Origin of the sequence: Frigoribacterium sp. VKM Ac-2859, from assembly GCF_013204925.1 — a bacterium.
Classification (GTDB): Bacteria; Actinomycetota; Actinomycetes; order Actinomycetales; family Microbacteriaceae; genus Frigoribacterium.
Map to the genome: position 1 here is coordinate 829,805 of NZ_JABMLC010000001.1, position 17,754 is coordinate 847,558.

General features: G+C 72.0%; 13 protein-coding genes and 1 pseudogene. 5 read left to right on the forward strand and 9 right to left on the reverse strand.

Features of this window, described 5'->3' with window-relative positions; translation table 11 throughout:
• The first annotated feature begins 147 nt into the window (after positions 1–147).
• A complete protein-coding gene (locus tag HQQ78_RS03865) occupies positions 148–1,293 on the forward strand; it encodes a glutamate--cysteine ligase (protein WP_123570352.1) in 1,146 nt (381 codons plus the stop codon).
• Positions 1,294–1,384: 91 nt separating this feature from the next.
• Here the strand turns inward: HQQ78_RS03865 and ffh are convergent, their stop codons facing one another.
• The gene (ffh, locus tag HQQ78_RS03870; RefSeq protein WP_173151088.1) at positions 1,385–2,956 is read right to left on the reverse strand and encodes a signal recognition particle protein; all 1,572 of its coding nucleotides are present in this window, start codon (positions 2,954–2,956) and stop codon (positions 1,385–1,387) included.
• A 104-nt stretch (positions 2,957–3,060) separates the two neighbouring features.
• Between ffh and lipB the strand changes: the two genes are divergently transcribed.
• Positions 3,061–3,744, forward strand: a complete 684-nt coding sequence (gene lipB / locus HQQ78_RS03875; RefSeq protein ID WP_173151090.1) for a lipoyl(octanoyl) transferase LipB — start codon at positions 3,061–3,063, stop codon at positions 3,742–3,744.
• A complete protein-coding gene (gene lipA / locus HQQ78_RS03880) occupies positions 3,741–4,727 on the forward strand; it encodes a lipoyl synthase (RefSeq protein WP_173151092.1) in 987 nt (328 codons plus the stop codon). The genes lipB and lipA overlap by 4 nt, the downstream gene beginning before the upstream one ends.
• Before the next feature lie 20 nt (positions 4,728–4,747).
• On the opposite strand, the gene ftsY is transcribed toward lipA, so the two are convergent.
• Positions 4,748–5,629, reverse strand: a complete 882-nt coding sequence (gene ftsY / locus HQQ78_RS03885; protein ID WP_369794381.1) for a signal recognition particle-docking protein FtsY — start codon at positions 5,627–5,629, stop codon at positions 4,748–4,750.
• 197 nt (positions 5,630–5,826) lie between these two features.
• Here ftsY and HQQ78_RS03890 point away from each other — a divergent pair, with 197 nt between their 5' ends.
• Both HQQ78_RS03890 and HQQ78_RS03895 read left to right on the forward strand, forming a co-directional pair.
• Positions 5,827–6,843 carry a TerC family protein gene (locus HQQ78_RS03890; RefSeq protein ID WP_173151094.1) on the forward strand — a complete coding sequence of 339 codons (1,017 nt, stop codon included), beginning with the start codon at positions 5,827–5,829 and terminating at the stop codon, positions 6,841–6,843.
• Positions 6,844–6,930: 87 nt separating this feature from the next.
• Positions 6,931–7,512 (forward strand): histidine phosphatase family protein, encoded by a 582-nt coding sequence (locus tag HQQ78_RS03895; protein ID WP_056046205.1) that lies wholly within the window; start codon positions 6,931–6,933, stop codon positions 7,510–7,512.
• Positions 7,513–7,599: 87 nt separating this feature from the next.
• On the opposite strand, the gene HQQ78_RS03900 is transcribed toward HQQ78_RS03895, so the two are convergent.
• From HQQ78_RS03900 to HQQ78_RS03930, 7 genes and pseudogenes are all read right to left on the reverse strand, one after another.
• Positions 7,600–11,334 (reverse strand): AAA family ATPase, encoded by a 3,735-nt coding sequence (locus HQQ78_RS03900; RefSeq protein WP_173151096.1) that lies wholly within the window; start codon positions 11,332–11,334, stop codon positions 7,600–7,602.
• A gap of 103 nt (positions 11,335–11,437) precedes the next feature.
• A pseudogene (locus tag HQQ78_RS03905) lies at positions 11,438–12,450 on the reverse strand (Fpg/Nei family DNA glycosylase).
• 2 nt (positions 12,451–12,452) lie between these two features.
• Positions 12,453–13,205 carry a ribonuclease III gene (gene rnc / locus HQQ78_RS03910; RefSeq protein ID WP_056046210.1) on the reverse strand — a complete coding sequence of 251 codons (753 nt, stop codon included), beginning with the start codon at positions 13,203–13,205 and terminating at the stop codon, positions 12,453–12,455.
• Positions 13,206–13,242: 37 nt separating this feature from the next.
• Complete coding sequence (gene rpmF, locus HQQ78_RS03915) at positions 13,243–13,446, reverse strand: 50S ribosomal protein L32 (protein WP_043593937.1); 204 nt, start codon at positions 13,444–13,446, stop codon at positions 13,243–13,245.
• 71 nt (positions 13,447–13,517) lie between these two features.
• Positions 13,518–14,039 carry a DUF177 domain-containing protein gene (locus HQQ78_RS03920; protein ID WP_082452364.1) on the reverse strand — a complete coding sequence of 174 codons (522 nt, stop codon included), beginning with the start codon at positions 14,037–14,039 and terminating at the stop codon, positions 13,518–13,520.
• A 77-nt stretch (positions 14,040–14,116) separates the two neighbouring features.
• A complete protein-coding gene (locus HQQ78_RS03925; protein WP_173151098.1) occupies positions 14,117–16,432 on the reverse strand; it encodes a DUF3488 and transglutaminase-like domain-containing protein in 2,316 nt (771 codons plus the stop codon).
• Positions 16,425–17,753, reverse strand: a complete 1,329-nt coding sequence (locus HQQ78_RS03930; RefSeq protein WP_173151100.1) for a DUF58 domain-containing protein — start codon at positions 17,751–17,753, stop codon at positions 16,425–16,427. Before HQQ78_RS03930 ends, HQQ78_RS03925 begins: the two co-directional genes overlap by 8 nt.
• Between the last annotated feature and the right edge of the window lies 1 nt (position 17,754).

Sequence of the window (17,754 nt, forward strand, 5' to 3'; positions counted from 1 at the left end):
ACGAATTGCGTCCCGTCGTGTCCGGCACCGCGCCTCCTCGGCGTCACCGGACGTCACGGGCGGCGCAGGCCGGCCCTCCGGACGGCCCCGACCCGCACCCGACTGGCAGGATGGAACCGCCCTGACGCCCACGGGAAGGCCACGCGGATGCGCATCGATTTCACGACCTCAGAGCGGTCGACCCTCGGCGTCGAGTGGGAGCTCGCCCTCGTCGACCACGAGTCGGGAGAACTGGCGCCGCACGCCCCGGCGATCCTCGCCGACCTGGCCCACGTCAACGACGGCGGTCCGGAACGGTTGACCACCGAACTGCTCACCAACACGGTCGAGGTCGTCACGGGCGTGCACCGCCGGGTCGCCGACGCCGTCGACGACCTCCGGGGCACGATCGACCTGGTCCGGGGCCCGGCCTCCGTGCTCGGCGCCGACCTCATGTGCGCCGGGACGCATCCCTACAGCCGCTACGCCGACCAGGAGGTGACGCCCGACAAGGAGCGTTACGCCACCCTGATCGACCGGACGCGGTGGTGGGGCCGCCAGATGATGATCTGGGGCGTCCACGTCCACGTCGGCATCGACGACCAGGACAAGGTGCTGCCCATCCTCAACGGCATGCTCACCTACCTGCCGCACTTCCAGGCGCTGACGGCGTCGAGCCCGTTCTGGGTCGGCGAGGAGACCGGGTACGCCTCGAACCGCGCCCTGATGTTCCAGCAGCTCCCGACGGCGGGCTTGCCGCCCCAGTTCGCGACCTGGTCCGAGTACGAGGCCATGGTCGCCGACATGACCCACACCGGCGTGATCGACGACCACAGCGAGTTGCGCTGGGACCTCCGCCCCTCACCGAAGTGGGGCACCCTCGAGACGCGCGTCTTCGACGGCATCGCGACGACCGACGAGCTCGCCGCCGTGACGGCACTGGTGCAGTGCCTCGTCGACGACATGTCCGAGCGGCTCGACCGCGGCGAGACCCTGACGAGCATGCAGCCGTGGTTCGTCCGCGAGAACAAGTGGCGCGCCGCCCGCTACGGCATGGACGCCATCGTGATCCAGAACGCGGCCGGCGACGAACGACTGGTGACGGACGACCTGCGCGAACTCGTGACGTCGCTCGAGCCGGCGGCCGAACGCCTCGGCTGCCTCGACGAACTGCACTCGCTCGCGACGATCACCGACCGCGGGGCCAGCTACCAGCGCCAGCTCACCGTCGCCGCCGCGCACGGGGGCGACCTGCGCCCCGTCGTGGCGTCGCTGGTCCGCGAGTTCGACGAAGGGCTGTCCGCAGCCGAGTGACCAGCCGCCTGCGGTGCGGCGGGCACACGACGACGCCCGCCCCGCAGCAGGCGGGGCGGGCGTCGAGGGCCGTCAGGAGGCGCGGGTCGGCTCAGCCGCGTCCGAGCATCTTCTGCAGCGACGCGAGTTCTTCGGGCGAGGGCGCCGCGCCACCCGCGGCGGCCCCGCCGCCGCCGAGCCCGAAGCCCGAGCCGCCCGGAGCCGAGGACGCCGACCTGGCACCCGTGGTGAGGGCGGCGTTCTGTGCGGCACGCTTGGCCGGGTTGCCGGCCTTGGAGCCCTTCTTCTTGGGCTGCGCCTTCTTGCCGGCGTACGAGGCCCCGGGGATCGGCCCCATGCCGGGCACCTGGGGCACGCCGCCCTTGGCGACGGTCTTCATCATCTTCGACGCCTGCTCGAAGCGCTGGACGAGCTGGTTGACGTCGGTGACCGTCATGCCCGAACCGCGGGCGATGCGGAGGCGACGCGAGCCGTTGAGCAGCTTGGGCATCGCTCGCTCTTGCTTGGTCATCGACTGGATGATCGCCTCGGTGCGGACGATCTCGCGTTCGTCGAAGTTCTCGAGTTGCTCGCGCATGCCCTTGGCACCCGGCAGCATCCCGAGCATGCCCTTGATCGAACCCATCTTGCGCAGCTGCTGCATCTGCGTGAGGAAGTCGTCGAGCGTGAAGGAGTCGGTCGCGATCTTCTGCGCGACCGCCATCGCCTCTTCTTCGTCGAAGGCCTGCTGGGCCTGCTCGATGAGCGAGAGGATGTCGCCGAGGTCGAGGATGCGGCTCGCCATGCGGTCGGGGTGGAACGGCTCGAAGTCGTCGAGCGACTCGCCCGTCGAGGCGAACATGATGGGGCGGCCGGTGACCGAGGCCACGCTGAGTGCGGCACCACCGCGGGCGTCTCCGTCGAGCTTGGAGAGCACGACGCCGGTGAAGTCCACCCCGTCTTGGAAGGCCTTGGCGGTCGCGACGGCGTCCTGACCGATCATCGCGTCGATGACGAAGAGCACCTCGTCGGGATCGACCGCCTTGCGGATGTTCGCGGCCTGCTTCATGAGCTCGGCGTCGACGCCGAGACGGCCGGCCGTGTCGACGATGACCGTGTCGTACTGCTTGTCGCGGGCGTACTTGATGGCCTGCTTCGCGACCTTGACGGGGTCGCCGACGCCGTTGCCCGGCTCGGGCGCGAAGACGTGGGCGCCGGCCTGCTCACCGACGACCTGCAGCTGCGTCACCGCGTTGGGGCGCTGGAGGTCGGCCGCCACGAGCATGGGCGTGTGGCCGTCCTTCGCGAGCCACTTGGCCAGCTTGCCCGCGAGGGTCGTCTTGCCGGCACCCTGGAGGCCCGCGAGCATGATCACGGTCGGCGGGTTCTTCGCGAACTCGAGCCGGCGCTGCTGACCACCGAGGATCTGCACCAGTTCTTCGTTCACGATCTGGACGACCTGCTGCGCCGGGTTCAGCGCCTTGCTGACCTCGTCGCCGAGGGCGCGGTCGCGGACCGTGTTCGTGAAGGCCTTGACGACGTCGAACGCGACGTCGGCGTCGAGCAGGGCACGACGGATCTCACGCACGGTGCCGTCGACGTCGGCGGGGCTCAGCTTGCCCTTGTTGCGGAGGTTCTTGAACGTTTCCGCGAGGCGGTCGGAGAGGGTTCCAAAAGTGGCCATGGTGCGCCCATCTTAACCGACCGTCGGCCTCCTGTGCTGCGTGGCCGCGCCTCCTTGGCCCACCGTTGTTGTACCGAGTGCATCAATGGGCTTAGCCTCGGGGTGTGACCACGACGCGACGCACGGGCCTCACGGGCCCGCCACTCGACTACGACGAGGGCCTGCGCCTGCAGCGCGAGCTGCACGCCGACGTCGTGGCCGGCCGACTGGACTCGGCCCTCGTCCTCTGCCAGCACCCGTCGGTGTACACGGCGGGCACGAGGACGCAGCCCGCCGACCTGCCGCGCGACGGCTCCCCCGTGACCCGGGTGGACCGCGGCGGACGCATCACGTGGCACGGCCCCGGCCAGCTCGTGGCGTACCCGATCGTCCGCCTGCCCGAACCGCTGGACGTCGTCGCCCACGTCCGGGCGCTCGAGGCGTGCCTGATCGCCGTGTGCTCGGGCGTCGGGGTGTCGGCCGTCCGCGTCGAGGGGCGCAGCGGCGCCTGGGTGCGCGGACCGCTCGGCGACGAGAAGGTCGCGGCGGTCGGTGTGCGGGTCGCCGAGGGAGTGACGATGCACGGCGTCGCCCTCAACTGCGACGCCGACCTGTCGCCGTACGCCGGGATCGTGCCCTGCGGCATCACCGACGCCGGCGTGACCAGCCTGACCCGCGCCTCCGGGAGGCGCGTGGCCGTCACCGACGTCGCGGACGCCCTCGAGACCTCCCTGACCGCCTACCTGACCAGCCTCGAGACCGTCGGCCGCGTGCCGGCCCGACCCGACCCCGTGGGCGCCCACCGATGACGACGACCGCCCCCGAGGGACGACGCCTGCTGCGCGTCGAGGCCCGCAACGCCGAGACCCCGATCGAGAAGAAGCCGACCTGGATCAGGACGACCGCGAGGCAGGGCCCCGAGTACCGCGCCCTGACCGAGCTCGTGGTCGACAAGAAGCTGCACACGGTCTGCCAGGAGGCCGGCTGCCCGAACATCTTCGAGTGCTGGGAGGACCGCGAGGCCACGTTCCTGATCGGCGGCTCGCAGTGCACGCGGCGCTGCGACTTCTGTCAGATCGACACGGGCAGGCCGAGCCCGATCGACCGCCGCGAGCCCCTCTCGGTCGCGGAGTCGGTGCGCGAGATGGGGCTGCGCTACGCGACCGTCACGGGCGTCGCGCGCGACGACCTGGACGACGGAGGCGCGTGGCTCTACGCCGAGACCATCCGTCGCATCCACGAGCTGAACCCGGGCACGGGCGTCGAGATCCTCGTCCCCGACTTCAACGGTCGCCCCGAACTGCTCGCGCAGGTCTTCGACGCCCGTCCCGAGGTCTTCGCCCACAACGTCGAGACCGTGCCGCGAATCTTCAAGCGCATCCGCCCCGCGTTCACCTTCGAGCGGTCGCTCGACGTCATCCGGCAGGGGCACGACGCCGGCCTGGTCACCAAGTCGAACCTCATCCTCGGCATGGGCGAGGAACGCGACGAGGTGATCGACGCCCTCGAGCGCCTGAGGGAGGCGCACACCGACGTCATCACGCTGACCCAGTACCTGCGTCCCAGCCCGCGACACCTGCCGGTGGCGCGATGGGTGCACCCGGACGAGTTCGTCGACTTCCGAGAGATCGCGGAGGACATGGGGTTCAGCGGCGTGCTGGCCGGGCCGCTCGTGCGCTCGTCGTACCGGGCGGGCCGCCTCTGGGCGAGGGCGACCGAGGCGCGGGGCGAGGTCGTGCCCGAGGCGCTGCGACACCTGCTCGAGGCCGGGGCCGGGCGCCAGGCCGTGTGACCCGTGCCCGCCGGGGCGCGCTACGCGATGAGGTTCTGGACGAACACGTGCGGCGTGAAGCCCGTGAGGTCGCCGATGCCCTCGCCTTGCCCGACCAGCTTGATCGGGATGCCCGTCTGTTCTTGCACCGCGAGGACGAAGCCGCCGCGAGCCGAACCGTCGAGCTTCGTCAGCACGAGGCCCGTGACCCCGGCGTGCTCGATGAAGGCCTGCGCCTGGGCGAGGCCGTTCTGACCCGTCGTCGCGTCGAGCACGAGCAGCACCTCGGCGATCTCGGTCTGCTTCTCGACGACGCGCTTGATCTTGCCGAGCTCGTCCATCAGGCCCGACTTCGTCTGCAGGCGCCCGGCGGTGTCGATCAGGACGATCTCGATGCCCTCGCGCATGGCGAGCTCGACCGTCTGGAACGCCACGGACGCGGGGTCCTGCCCCTGTTGCTGCGGGCGGACGATGCGCGCTCCCGCCCGATCGGCCCAGGTCGCGACCTGCTCGACGGCCGCGGCCCGGAACGTGTCGGCCGCGCCCACGACGACCGAGCGGTCGTAGTTGCGGAGGAACTTGGCGAACTTGCCGATGGTGGTCGTCTTGCCGACGCCGTTGACGCCGACCATGAGCACGACGGCGGGTCGCGCGCTGAGCTTGAGGGTCGAGTCGAGCTTGGAGAGGCGCTCTTCGAGGGTCTCGCGCAGCATGCGCTTGAGGTCGGCGGGGTCGGTGGTCGAGTAGCGCTGCACCTTCGCCTGCAGGTCGTCGATGATCTGCTCGGTCACGTCCGGGCCGAAGTCGGCGCCGATCAGGGCGGCCTCGAGGTCGTCCCACGTGGTCTCGTCGATCGTCTTCTTGGCGAACATGCCACGGAGGGCACCGGAGAGGGACCAGGGAGAAGCCATGCGGGCCAGCATATTCGGCCCCGGGCGAGACCGCGGACGTGCAGAGGCTGTAAGCTCGCCAGGTTGAAGGGGAGTACTCCCACGCGGTGGCGTCGTCAATACGGAAGAGACCGATCTCGACCCGGTGCACCGGTTCGCAGCCGTCCTGATCAGGACGCGTCGCGAGTGGAGGAGACCTTTGGTACCCGCTGCGTACTGGAGGTACACACATGGACGTCCACTTCTTGACCTGGGCGATCACCATCGCCGGCATCATCGGCCTGCTGTTCTTCGACTTCTTCAGTCACGTGCGCACGCCGCACGAGCCGACCATCCGCGAATCGGCGATCTGGTCGGGCGTGTACATCGGCATCGCCGTCCTGTTCGGCGTCGGGGTCGGCGTCTTCTCGAACTGGACCTTCGGTGGCGAGTACTTCGCCGGCTACATCACCGAGAAGGCCCTCTCGGTCGACAACCTGTTCGTCTTCCTGATCATCATGACGAGCTTCGCGGTGCCCCGCATCTACCAGCAGAAGGTGCTGCTCGTCGGCATCGCCATCGCCCTGCTGTCGCGTGGTCTGTTCATCGCGGCGGGCGTCGTCATCATCGAGAACTTCTCGTGGGTCTTCTACCTCTTCGGCATCCTGCTCTTCTGGCTCGCCTACAGCCAGGTCAAGGGCGGCCACGGCGACGACGAGAAGGACGAGGCGGACAGCAAGCTCATCCGCGCCCTGCGCCGCGTCATCCCCACCTCGCAGGACTACGACGGCCAGAAGCTGACCACCAAGGTCGACGGCAAGCGCCTCTTCACCCCGCTCTTCCTCGTGATGGTCGCGATCGGCCTGACCGACGTGCTCTTCGCGCTCGACTCGATCCCGGCCATCTTCGGCCTCACGCAAGAGGCCTACATCGTCTTCACGGCGAACGCGTTCTCGCTGCTCGGCTTGCGCCAGCTGTACTTCCTCATCTCGGGCCTGCTCGAGCGCCTCGTCTACCTCGCCCAGGGCCTCGCGGTCATCCTCGCCTTCATCGGCGTCAAGCTGCTGTTCCACGCCCTTCACGTCAACGAGGTGCCGTTCATCAACGGCGGCGAGCCGATCACCTGGATCCCCGAGATCCCGATCTGGTTCTCCCTCGGCTTCATCGTGCTGACGATCGCCGTCGCGACCGTCGCCAGCCTCGCGAAGACCCGTCGGGACGCCCGGACGAAAGCCGGCGTCACGGCGAACACCGACGACGACCACTGATCCCCCGACGGGCGGCCCCCACCGGGGCCGCCCGTCGCCACTCCCCCGCGGCACCCCCGCGGCCGCACCACGGAACGGAACACCCCGATGCGCCTCGAACTCATCCGCCACGGTCAGACCGACTGGAACCTCGCCGACAAGCTCCAGGGCTCCTCGGACATCCCCCTGAACGACACGGGCCGCGGCCAGGCCCTCGAGGCGGCTCGCCTGCTGGCCGGCGTCGAGTGGAGCGCCATCGTGTCGTCGCCGCTCGGGCGTGCCCGCGAGACCGCGGAGATCATCGCCGCCGAACTGGGCATTGAGCTGGGTGACGCCTACGACGAACTCATCGAGCGCGACTACGCGTCGCACGAGGGCCGCACCCCCGAGTCGCCGATCCCCGACCAGCCGAACGCGGACTACCCCGACATCGAACCGCGCGAGTCGGTCGCGGCCCGCGGCCTCGGCGCCCTCGAGATGATCCGCGACACGCGGCTGCCACTCGACGGTGACGACGCCCACATCGTCGTCGTCTGCCACGGCACGATCATCCGGTTCACCCTCGCCGAGATCCTCGGTCGCGAGGTGCCGCACATCGAGAACGCCGCGGCGAACACGGTCGAGTGGGACGGCACCGCCTGGCACGTGCTGAGCATCAACGGCGGGGTCGTCGACACGCCGATCGACTGACACCCCGGTGCCCCACGGGGCGCGACGAGAACGCAGGAGGCGCGGCCACGCAGGTCGCGCCTCCTGCGTTTCACGTCGCGGCGGAACTCAGGAGGCGTCGGCGATGTCGCGCTCGGCCGTGCCGCCCGCGGCGGTGCCGCGCTCGGCGACGACGCGCTGGCCGACGACGGCACTGACCCCGTCCTGACGCATCGAGACGCCGTAGAGCGCGTCGGCGATCTCCATCGTGCGCTTCTGGTGCGTGATGACGATCAGTTGGCTCGACTCGCGGAGGTCCTCGAAGATCGTCAACAACCGGCCGAGGTTGGCGTCGTCCAGGGCCGCCTCGACCTCGTCCATGATGTAGAACGGGCTCGGCCGGGCCTTGAAGATCGCGATCAGCAACGCCACGGCGGCCAACGACCGCTCGCCCCCGGACAGCAGCGAGAGCCGCTCGATCTTCTTGCCGGCGGGCTTCACCGTCACCTCGATCCCGGTCGCCAGCAGGTCGTCGGGGTCGGTCAGGTGGAGCGAACCGCTGCCCCCCGGGAAGAGGATCGGGAAGACCCGGTCGAAGGCGGCCTGGGTGTCGGCGAACGCGCTCGCGAAGATGGTCTGCATCTTGTCGTCGATCTCGTCGATGATAGTCAGCAGGTCCGCGCGGGTGCCGGTCAGGTCGGAGAGCTGCTCGGTCAGGAAGAGATGGCGCTGCTCGAGCGCCGCGAACTCCTCGAGGGCCAGGGGGTTCACCCGGCCGAGCCGGGCCAGCTTCTTCTCGGCCACGGCGAGCCGGCGCTGCTGCGTCGCCCGGTCGAAGGGCACGCCCCGAGGAGGCGCGGTGGCGGCCCCGGCGAGGGTCGCGTCGTCGAGGTCGGCGGCACCGTCGGCTCCCCGGGCGGCACGGCCAGCGCCCTCCCCCGCGGCGTCGTCCTCCCCCGCGGCGTCGTCCTCGCCCGCGGCGTCGACGTCGACCAGGTCGACCTCGTCGTCCACGGACGGGCGGGTCGCGACCTCGTCGTCGCTCGGCACGAGGACGTGCGGGCCGTACTCGGCGACGAGGACGTCCTCGACGAGGCCGAGCTCGGAGCCGGCCCGTTCGAGCAGCCCGGACAGGTGAAGCGTCTTCTCGTAGATCTCCATCTCGAGGCCGTGCACGCTCTCGGTCACGGTGGCGAGCCGGTCGCGCAGCTCGCGCTCGGCTCCGCGGAGCGCCTGCAGCTCGGTGTTCTGCTCGGTCCGGGCCGCCTCGGCCTCCGCCAGGACCGCGCGCGCCTCGGCCACCGACCGGGCCGCGGCGTGCAGGGTCGGCGGCAGGGCCTCGAGCACCGACGACGTGGCGGCCATCTGGCGATGCCGCACCACCGTCTGACGGGCCTGGAGTTCGGCGGCCGCCCGCTGCTCGTCGAGTTGTCGCTGCAGGGCCTCGGCCCGGGCGATCTCGGCCCGGACCCGTTCGCGGACGGTCTCGAGGGCGATGCGGCGCTCGGTCTCGACGGCGCGCGCCGTCTCGACCTCGGCCAGCAGGCCGTCCCGCGCCGACGCGTCGAGCATCGGACGCGGGCGGGCGGCGTGTTCGTCGTGGGCGGCCGCGGCGGCGTCGACGGCGCGGCTCGCGGCGTCGACGGCCTCGACCGACGCGTCGAGCGCGACCGAGAGCCGATCGACCTCGGCCTCGGCGGCCTCGACCCGGGCACGCAGACGACCGAGCTGCTGCCCGTGGGAGGTGACCCGCGCCTCCTCGTCCCGGGCGGCGGCCGCTGCCTCTTTCGCGCGGGTGCGCGTCGTGGCGAGCCGTTCCCGGAGCTCGGCGAGCCCGGGAGCGAGCCGCTCGATCTCGGTGGCCACGCCGGTGAGCCGCTCGGCGGCCGCATCACGCTCGGCGACGAGCTCGAGACGCGACCGCTCGACGCCCGACCCGCCGCGCAGCACGTAGTCGGTCAGCACCTCGCCGGCCCGCGTGATGACGGTCACGGGGACCGGGTGGCCCGCGAGTGCCCGCCAGGCCGAGCGAGCGACCGCGAGGTCGTCGGCCACGACGGTGGCGGCCAGCAGTCCGAGCACCCCGGGAGGCGCGGTGACGACGGCCGTGGCGGCGACGGTCCCGGCCGGGAGGTCGACGTCGAGCGTCGACCGGAGCCGCTCGGGCTCGGCCACGACGACCTCGACCCGACCGAGCTCGGCCTCGGTGGCGTGCGCGACCGCGTCGACGGCGGCCTCGACGTCGTCGGCCAGCACCGAGTCGACCACGCTGCCGAGCGCCGCCGCGACGGCGGCCTCGTAGCCGGGACTCACCTGCACGTGCTCGGCCACCAGGCCGCGGATGCCCGGTCGGGCCGCGGCGACCAGGGCGGCCGTGGCGTCGTTCTGGTCGAGGGCCAGCGAGAGCGCACTGCGGCGGGCCGCGAGGGCGTCGCGCTCACGCTCGGCCTCGTGCAGGCGGTCGCGCCGCTCGTCGATGCTCGCCGTGAGGGTCGACAGCTGTTCTTCGGCCTCGGCCTGGACGGCGGCGTGGTCGACGCCGTCGGCGTCGGCCCGCGGGGACCGCTGTTCGAGCTCGGCGTACTCGGCCCGCCCGGCGTCGCGACGCGCCTCGGCGGCCTCGAGTGCCGCGCGCTGCCGCAGCTGCTCGCCCCGGACGGCGGCGAGCCCCGACCGTGCCGCCTCGAGGGCACCGCGCAGGCGGGTGGCCTCGAGGTCGTGCTGCGAGACGAGGACGCTCTGGGCCTGGATCTCGACGTCGAGGGCGTCGAGGGACGCCCGGGCCGTGGCCAGGTCGGCCCCCGACTCCCCCACCGCCGCCTCGGCCTGCGAGACGTCGCCGCGCAGGCGCTCGGCCTCGTCGCGGGCGTCGGCGACCATGCCCGAGCTGACGGTGGTCGCCACAGCGGGTCGGTCCCCCTGCTGGGCGAGCAGCTGGAGTCGCTGCTGCGCGAGGCTCGACAGGCTGCGCAGGCGCTCGTGGACCGACTCGAGTCCGAAGACCACCCGGCGGGCCTCGTCGACGGCGTCGCCGACCATGGCCTGCTCGAGGCGATGCTCGCGCTGCTTGTTCTCGTCCAGGCGGCCCTGCAGGACGAGGCGCTCGCTCTTGCGCTCGGCCTCGCTGCTCGACCGGGCCGTGAGCGACTCGCGGAGGGCGACGACCTCGTCGGCCAGCAGACGGGCGCGGGCGTCGCGGACGACCGCCGCGATGGTCTGCGCCTCACGGGCGATCTCGGCCTGGCGCCCGAGCGGCTTGAGCTGACGACGGATCTCGCCCGCGAGGTCGCTGAGGCGCGTGAGGTTCGTCTGCATGGCCTCGAGCTTGCGGAGGGTCTTCTCCTTGCGACGACGGTGCTTGAGGATGCCGGCGGCCTCCTCGACGAAGCCCCGGCGGTCCTCGGGAGTGGCGCGCAACACGGCGTCGAGCTGCCCCTGCCCCACGATGACGTGCATCTCGCGGCCGAGGCCGGAGTCGCTGAGGAGCTCTTGCACGTCGAGCAGCCGACAGCCCTCGCCGTTGATGGCGTACTCGCTGCCCCCGTTGCGGAAGAGCGTCCGACTGATCGTCACCTCGGTGTAGTCGATGGGCAGGGCCCCGTCGGAGTTGTCGATCGTCAGCACGACCTGCGCCCGACCGAGCGGACCGCGGGTCGACGTGCCGGCGAAGATGACGTCCTCCATCTTGCCGCCGCGCAGGTTCTTCGCCCCCTGCTCGCCCATCACCCAGGCGAGGGCGTCGACGACGTTGCTCTTGCCCGAACCGTTCGGGCCGACGACGCAGGTGACCCCCGGCTCGAAGGCGAACGTGGTCGCGGAGGCGAACGACTTGAAGCCCTTGAGCGTGAGGCTCTTCAGGTACATGCGCCGCGCCTCCTCGGGACTCGTGACGGGTGGTGACCCGCGCTCCAGGATAGGGGCGGAGGCCCCGCGGACCGGGGAGGCGGACGCCCTCGGCCGTCGGGGTTCAGCGCGTGCGCACCCGCTGACAGCGGGGGCAGAAGTGGCTCGACCGGTTCATGAAGGCCTCGCGCACGATGAGCGTGCCGCACCGAGGGCACGGACGCCCCTGCTGCCCGTACGCCGCGAGGCTGTGGCTGAAGTAGCCCGACTGGCCGTTGACGTTGACGTACTGGGCGTCGAAGCTCGTGCCCCCCTCGCCGAGGGCCTTGAGCAGCACGACCCGCACCTCGGCCAGCAGCACCCGCGCCCGAGCCCTCGACAACGACTCGGTGGGCTGTTCGGGGTGCACCCGCGCGGCCCAGAGGCTCTCGTCGGCGTAGATGTTGCCCACCCCGCTCAGCAGACCCTGGTCGAGGAGCGCCCGCTTCACCGCCGTGCGGCGGTCCAGCAGACGGGTGATCACCCGCGCTTCGTCGAAGGCGGGGTCGAGCGGGTCGCGCGCGATGTGCGAGACCTGCTGCGGGACGCGGCGCACCCAGGCGGCCGGGTCGGCGTCGGTGCCGACGGCCGTGGTGGCGGTCGTGGTGCCGGGTGTGGCCTCCCCCGCGGCCAGGACGTCGGAACCGAGGAGGCGCGGGCCGCGAACCCCGCCGCGCGCCCGTCCAGGGTGGGCACCGTCTCGTCGAGGGCCATCGAGCCGAAGATGCGCTGGTCGACGAAGGCGAGCCGCACGGGGCCGAGCGACGGGCTCTCGACGTCGAGCCGGATGCGCATCAGGCGGTCGGGCTCGGCATCCCGGCTGCGGAGCAAGACCTGCCCGCTCATGCCGAGATGCGCGACCAGGGCCAGGGGCTGCTCGTGCCGCTCGACCGGTTCGAAGGGGAACCAGAGGAACTTGCCCCGGCGGACGGCCGAATCGATCGTGCCGCCGACGAGACGGTCGACGAAGTCGTCGCTCGGACCACGGTGTCGCTTGAGCGACCGCTGGTCGAGCACCTCGACGGCCGTCACCACGGCGCCGGACACCACCGGGTGCAGACCGGCACGGACGACCTCGACCTCGGGCAGTTCGGGCACGGTCAGTCGACGGAGGCGGCGGCCCGACGGGCGGCGGCGACGCCGGCAGCCGACGCGTTGAGGGACGTCCACGCCCCGAGGGCGGCGGCCATCTCGGCCTGCTTCTTGCTGCTGCCGGACCCCTCGGCGACTCCCTGGTCGTCGCCCAGGGCGACGACGGCGTGGAACCGTTTGTCGTGGTCGGGCCCACTGTCGGTCACCGAGTACGAGGGCATGCCCCTGCCGAGGGTCGCTGCTAGTTCTTGCAGGCTGGTCTTGGGGTCCATCGCGGCGCCGAAGCGATCCGGGTCGACCAGCAGAGGAGCCACGAGACGCAGCACGAGCGCCGTGGCGGCTTCACCGCCGGCCTCGAGGTAGGTCGCCCCGATGATGGCCTCGACCGTGTCGGCCAGGATCGAGTGCTTGTCGCGACCACCGGTCAGCTCTTCGCCGCGACCGAGGCGCAGGTGCGGGCCGAGGCCGATGATCCGCGCCACCTCGGCCAGGGCGACGGTGCTGACCAGGCTGGCCCGACGCTTGGCGAGGTCGCCCTCGTCGAGGTCGGGGTTCTCGGTGAAGAGCATGACCGTGACGGCCTGGCCCAGGATCGAGTCGCCGAGGAACTCGAGGCGCTCGTTGTTGCCCACGCCGCCGTGCTCGTACGAGTACGACCGGTGGGTCAGCGCCTGGTCGATCAGGTCGTCACTGAGCTCGATCTGCAGTCGGGACAAGAGAACAGCCCGGTCGGCACCAGGGCTCGACTCGGGCTGACTCATGCGCTCACCGCGAGGGTGGACGGGTTCACGTCGGTGATCAGACGTCGGCGACCTTGCGGCCCTTGTACTCCATGTACAGGGCGGTGCCGGCGCTGTCCTCGACGACCTTGGCACGGTGCGGGAGGCTGTAGGTGACCTTGCCGTTCTCGATCGTCTTGACGAGCTGGACCGGCGTGGCCTTCCACTGCGAACGACGAGCGTGCGTGTTGGAGCGTGACTGCTTGCGCTTCGGGACGGCCATGGGTTTCTCTTCTCTCTGTCGGCACCCTCGCGGGTGCCTGGGTCTGACGATGGTGGGTGACGCGGTGGTGTTCAGTGCTGCTCGTCGGCCGGGCGCTGGTCGTCGTGACCGGTGCCCTGTGACGTGCCGTCGGCGGGTGCCGATTCAGCCTGGAACCCTGCCAGTGCCGACCAGCGGGGGTCGGCGATCTCGCGGGGCTGGTAGTCGGGGATGTCGTCCACGCGCTCGCCCGTTTCGGGGTCGAGGCCCGGACAATCCGGCCGACAGACCGGCTGGAAGGGCAGTGACAGAACCACTGCGTCTCTGACCACGGGTTCAAGATCCACGTGATCGTCTTGAACCTGATAGTCAAAAGCTTCGTCGACATCGTACGCGAAAAGCTCGGCGAAATCGACTTCGACGGGCTCGGAGATGTCACGGAGGCACCGGCTGCACTCGCCGACCGCCGTGCCCGACACGTGTGCGGACACCAGGATGCCGTCGTGCAGCCCCTCGAGCTTGACGTCGATCGCGATCTCGGCACCCTTCGGCACCGAGATCTGGCCCTCGCCGAGTTTCTCGGGCACGACGACGTCGAGCTCGTGCTCGCGCATCTCGCCCGGACGGTGCACGAGGTCGAACACCGGGACGGTGTAGGGGGTCTGGGTGAAATGAGGCACGAACGAAGAGTTTACGCCGTCGAGCCGGACGCCGCCTCCGTACCCCCGACGAGTGATCGCGGCGCGATCGTGGCGGTGAGACGCTGCCCCACGGATGACGAGGCTCGGAGCCCGGCGATGACCCGACGCGCGTCCGCCTGCACCTGTCGGGCGGCCGGTTCGGCTCCGAAGCGCTCGGCCTGCAGGGCGTCCAGCAGCGCGACGGACGCGGCCCGCGCCTCCTGGGCCGTGGCCGTCCGGCCGGCGGACGGTGCCGGTGAGGCCGTCGCCGCGGCACCGTCGCCGAGAGCCGCGAGTCGCTGCGCCAGCAGGTCGGCGACGGCCGGAGGGGTCATCGCGGCCGTCACCGGGACGCCGAGGTCCCGAGCGGTGTCGACCACCTCGTGCCAGGCGTGCAGGGCCAGGTCGGGAGGCGACGCCGACAGGCGGCGGCGACGGCGACCGGCCCGCAGCCCCGAGGGGACGACGAGGGCCGCCAGCGCGAGCGCCGCGAGCACCGACAGGGCGATCGTCGGCACGGGACCGCCGCCGGCTCCCTGGCCGGAGGCGGTGGACGTCGGCGTGGCACTCGCGCCCGGGGCCGCGCTCGTCGGGGCGGCCGACGCCGAGGGTGCCGTGCTCGCGTCGGGCGCGGTGCTGGCATCGTCGCTCGGGACGTCGCTCGGTTCGACGCCGGTCTGCTGCAGGTACTGCTGCGGTGCGCCGAGGCCGACGGTCGGCTCGAAGGGGACCCACCCGAGTCCGGCGAAGTACAGCTCGGGCCAGGTGTGCAGGTCGTCGCTGCTGACCCGGAACGCGGCGTCGTCGCCGACGCCCTGCAGGTCGCCCGGCAGGAAGCCCACGGCCACCCGCGACGGGATGCCCAGCGTCCGCGCCATGACGGCCATCGCCGAGGCGAAGTGCACGCAGTACCCGCTGCGGACCTGCAGGAACGTCTCGATCGCGTCGAGGCCGCTGCCGTCGTAGCCGCGCTCGACCGGGGTGTCCTCCGAGTAGGTGAAGTCGCCGTCGCGGAAGAAGTCCTGCAGCTCGACGGCCGCGTCGAAGGGGTTCGCGGAACCGGCCGTCACCTGCGCCGCGAGGTCGGTGACGGACTGCGGCACCTCGTCCACCGAGAGATAGGGCGCCATGTCGGGCCCCGTGTCGTCGAGCGAGGCGACGACCTGCTCGGGGCTGGGATCGACGGGCCGGCTCGTCACCTCGTACTCGAGGCCCTGCGTGCCCTCGGAATCGCTGCGGACGGTGACGCCGCTCTCGTCGACGAACCGCCACCCGTCGTCCAGGCCCTCGATGGTCGCGGGCGGCACCGGCACGGGCAGGTACGGGCTGCGGAGCGCCCCGATCGTGACGTCGGTCGTGACGTCGCGTCGAGCGGTGCCGGGGTCGATTCCGGGAGCGTCGGGCAGCGCGTCGAGCGTGTTGAGCGGGTCGAGCGGCACGTCGGCGGGGCTCCAGGTGCGGCCCGAGAAGTCGACGAGGTCGACGAGCTTGAGGTAGTTGCCCTGCGGGTCGTCGGTCCGGTACGACAGGACGGTGACCGGGGCCCCCCGCCGGAGGTCGTCGCCGAGGTCGATGATCGGGTTGACGCCGGTCGCGAGTCCGGTCCCGGTGCCCGAACCGGTCAACGGCGCCACGCCCGTGAGCGGGACGACGGCCGTCAGCAACCCCGCCACGGCGACGGACGCGGCGGCTCCGACGAGGCCGGCGCGCGAGGGCCGTCGGCCGGTGGACACCATCAGCAGCACCAGGAAGGCCAGCACGGTGGCCACCACCCAGGGCCAGCTCGTGACGACGCCCGGGACGAAGGTCGGCACCGCCAGCACGAGGGCGGGGAAGACCCCGGTCACGACCGGCAGCTGCCCGACCGACGACAGCAGGTCGGTGACGACGGCGACGACGAGCACCGAGAGGGCGACCGTGACCAGCAGGCCGTCGTTGACCTCGACGGGGGCCGAGCCCTCGACGATCGCCGCGTTCGCCTGCGCGGACAGCTCGGGGAGGCGCGCGAAGGTGGACCCCGTCGGCACGACGCCCAGCAGGGCCGTGCCGCCCGAGGCGAACGCCGTCGTGACGAGGGCGCCCAGCACCGCCCCACCGACGACGCCCAGCCAGGAGGCGCCCCCCAGCGCCCGCACGACGAGGGAACCGCCCAGCACGACGGCGGCCACCACGGCCCCGGCCACCCACCAGCCGATCCCGACGAAGACGGGGTGCAGGCTCGCGAGCGACAGGACGAGCACGAGCCAGAGCAGGGCCGTGGTCTGCCCGCGGACGGCGCCCGTGGGCTCGGCACCGAAGAACCCCGTGCGGGTCGGCGACTCAGTCATCGAGGACTCCCGACGTCGTGATCAGGCGGCCGACGTCGACGCTCGAGTCGGTCTCGACGACCCGCCAGCCCGAGTCGCGCAGCGCACCGGCGACCTCGTCGGGGGCCAGCACGCGGTCGTCGGCCCGAGCACGACCGTCGGCGGGGCGGGTGGGTCGCGAGGTCAGGCCGGCGCCGAGGGGCAGCGCGGCCGTGACGACGACCGCGACCGCCGACGACCCGGGGGCCCTCGAGGCGACGAGCAGGTCGAGGTCGGGTCGGCCCAGCCCGGAGACGACCGCCACGACGGGCTCGCGGGGTGACGGGGCCGGAGCGGGCGCCCCGGGCGCGTCGTCGAGCCGCAGGTCGGCGAGGTCGTCGAGGAACATCGTGGTCGAGTCGGGATCGTGCCGGGCGACGAGCGTGCCGCCGGGTGTCGTCAGCACGGTCGCCGAGCCCGCGTGGCCCACCTCGACCGCGACCGTCGCGGCGAACGACACCGCCCATTCGAAGGCGTCGCTGACGAGAGGAATCGCGGCCGTCGCCGCCCTGACCCCGACCCTGCTCGTCGGGGGCAGGGTCGGACGGGCGTCCGGCCATCCCTCGGCCGCGACGGCGATGACGACCCGCGCACTCGGCAGGCCGTGCTGCTCTTCTTGCCGCACCATGAGCTCGCCGTGCCGCGCCGTGGCCTTCCAGTGCACCCGTCGCATCGGATCGCCCCGGCGGTACTCGCGGGTGACCGGATCGTCCTCGCCGCCGGCCAGGCTGTGCTCGCGCTGACGCCTCGACCCGTCGCCCAGCGCACGGGACTCGCGGCCGAGTCCCACCTCGACGACCTCGGGCACCACGACGAACTCCGCCACGCCGGAGGCCACGACCCGTCGACGGGCCACGCCGTACGACTCGACGAGGTCGACGTGCAGCGGGCCGATGCGGTGTCGGCCGCGCGGCAGGTCGTGGTGGCGGAAGACCGCCGAGGAGGCGCGGCCCGGCACCAACAGGACGGCTGCGGCCTCGGCGTCGGACAGTCGTCCGAACGGCAGCTGTTCGCGGACCTGCACGGTGCCGGAGGTCCGCCCCCCACGAGGGAGGACCGCGACCGTCTCGACGGCGGACCACCCCGCGACGCCCCGGTCGGGAGTGAAGCGACGGGTGACCCGCACGTCGGCCGTGCGGAACAGCAAGGAGATCGTGACGGCCACGATGAGCACGACCAGGGTCGTGCCGGCGAAGACGAGGGCGGGGGCCTGGAGCAGCCAGCCCACGAGCACGACCAGCACCCCGGCGGCGAGCACGCCGACGCCACGGCCGGTCGGCCTGGGGACCCCACCCGGTCCCATG

Excerpts from the sequence above, each read along its gene's own strand:
- HQQ78_RS03865 (WP_123570352.1), top strand. The coding sequence starts at position 148 with ATGCGCATCGATTTCACGACCTCAGAGCGGTCGACCCTCGGCGTCGAG.
- ffh (WP_173151088.1), bottom strand. The coding sequence starts at position 2,956 with ATGGCCACTTTTGGAACCCTCTCCGACCGCCTCGCGGAAACGTTCAAG.
- lipA (WP_173151092.1), top strand. The coding sequence starts at position 3,741 with ATGACGACGACCGCCCCCGAGGGACGACGCCTGCTGCGCGTCGAGGCC.
- ftsY (WP_369794381.1), bottom strand. The coding sequence starts at position 5,629 with ATGCTGGCCCGCATGGCTTCTCCCTGGTCCCTCTCCGGTGCCCTCCGT.
- HQQ78_RS03890 (WP_173151094.1), top strand. The coding sequence starts at position 5,827 with ATGGACGTCCACTTCTTGACCTGGGCGATCACCATCGCCGGCATCATC.
- HQQ78_RS03895 (WP_056046205.1), top strand. The coding sequence starts at position 6,931 with ATGCGCCTCGAACTCATCCGCCACGGTCAGACCGACTGGAACCTCGCC.
- HQQ78_RS03900 (WP_173151096.1), bottom strand. The coding sequence starts at position 11,334 with ATGTACCTGAAGAGCCTCACGCTCAAGGGCTTCAAGTCGTTCGCCTCC.
- rnc (WP_056046210.1), bottom strand. The coding sequence starts at position 13,205 with ATGAGTCAGCCCGAGTCGAGCCCTGGTGCCGACCGGGCTGTTCTCTTG.
- rpmF (WP_043593937.1), bottom strand. The coding sequence starts at position 13,446 with ATGGCCGTCCCGAAGCGCAAGCAGTCACGCTCCAACACGCACGCTCGT.
- HQQ78_RS03920 (WP_082452364.1), bottom strand. The coding sequence starts at position 14,039 with ATGCGCGAGCACGAGCTCGACGTCGTCGTGCCCGAGAAACTCGGCGAG.
- HQQ78_RS03925 (WP_173151098.1), bottom strand. The coding sequence starts at position 16,432 with ATGACTGAGTCGCCGACCCGCACGGGGTTCTTCGGTGCCGAGCCCACG.
- HQQ78_RS03930 (WP_173151100.1), bottom strand. The coding sequence starts at position 17,753 with ATGGGACCGGGTGGGGTCCCCAGGCCGACCGGCCGTGGCGTCGGCGTG.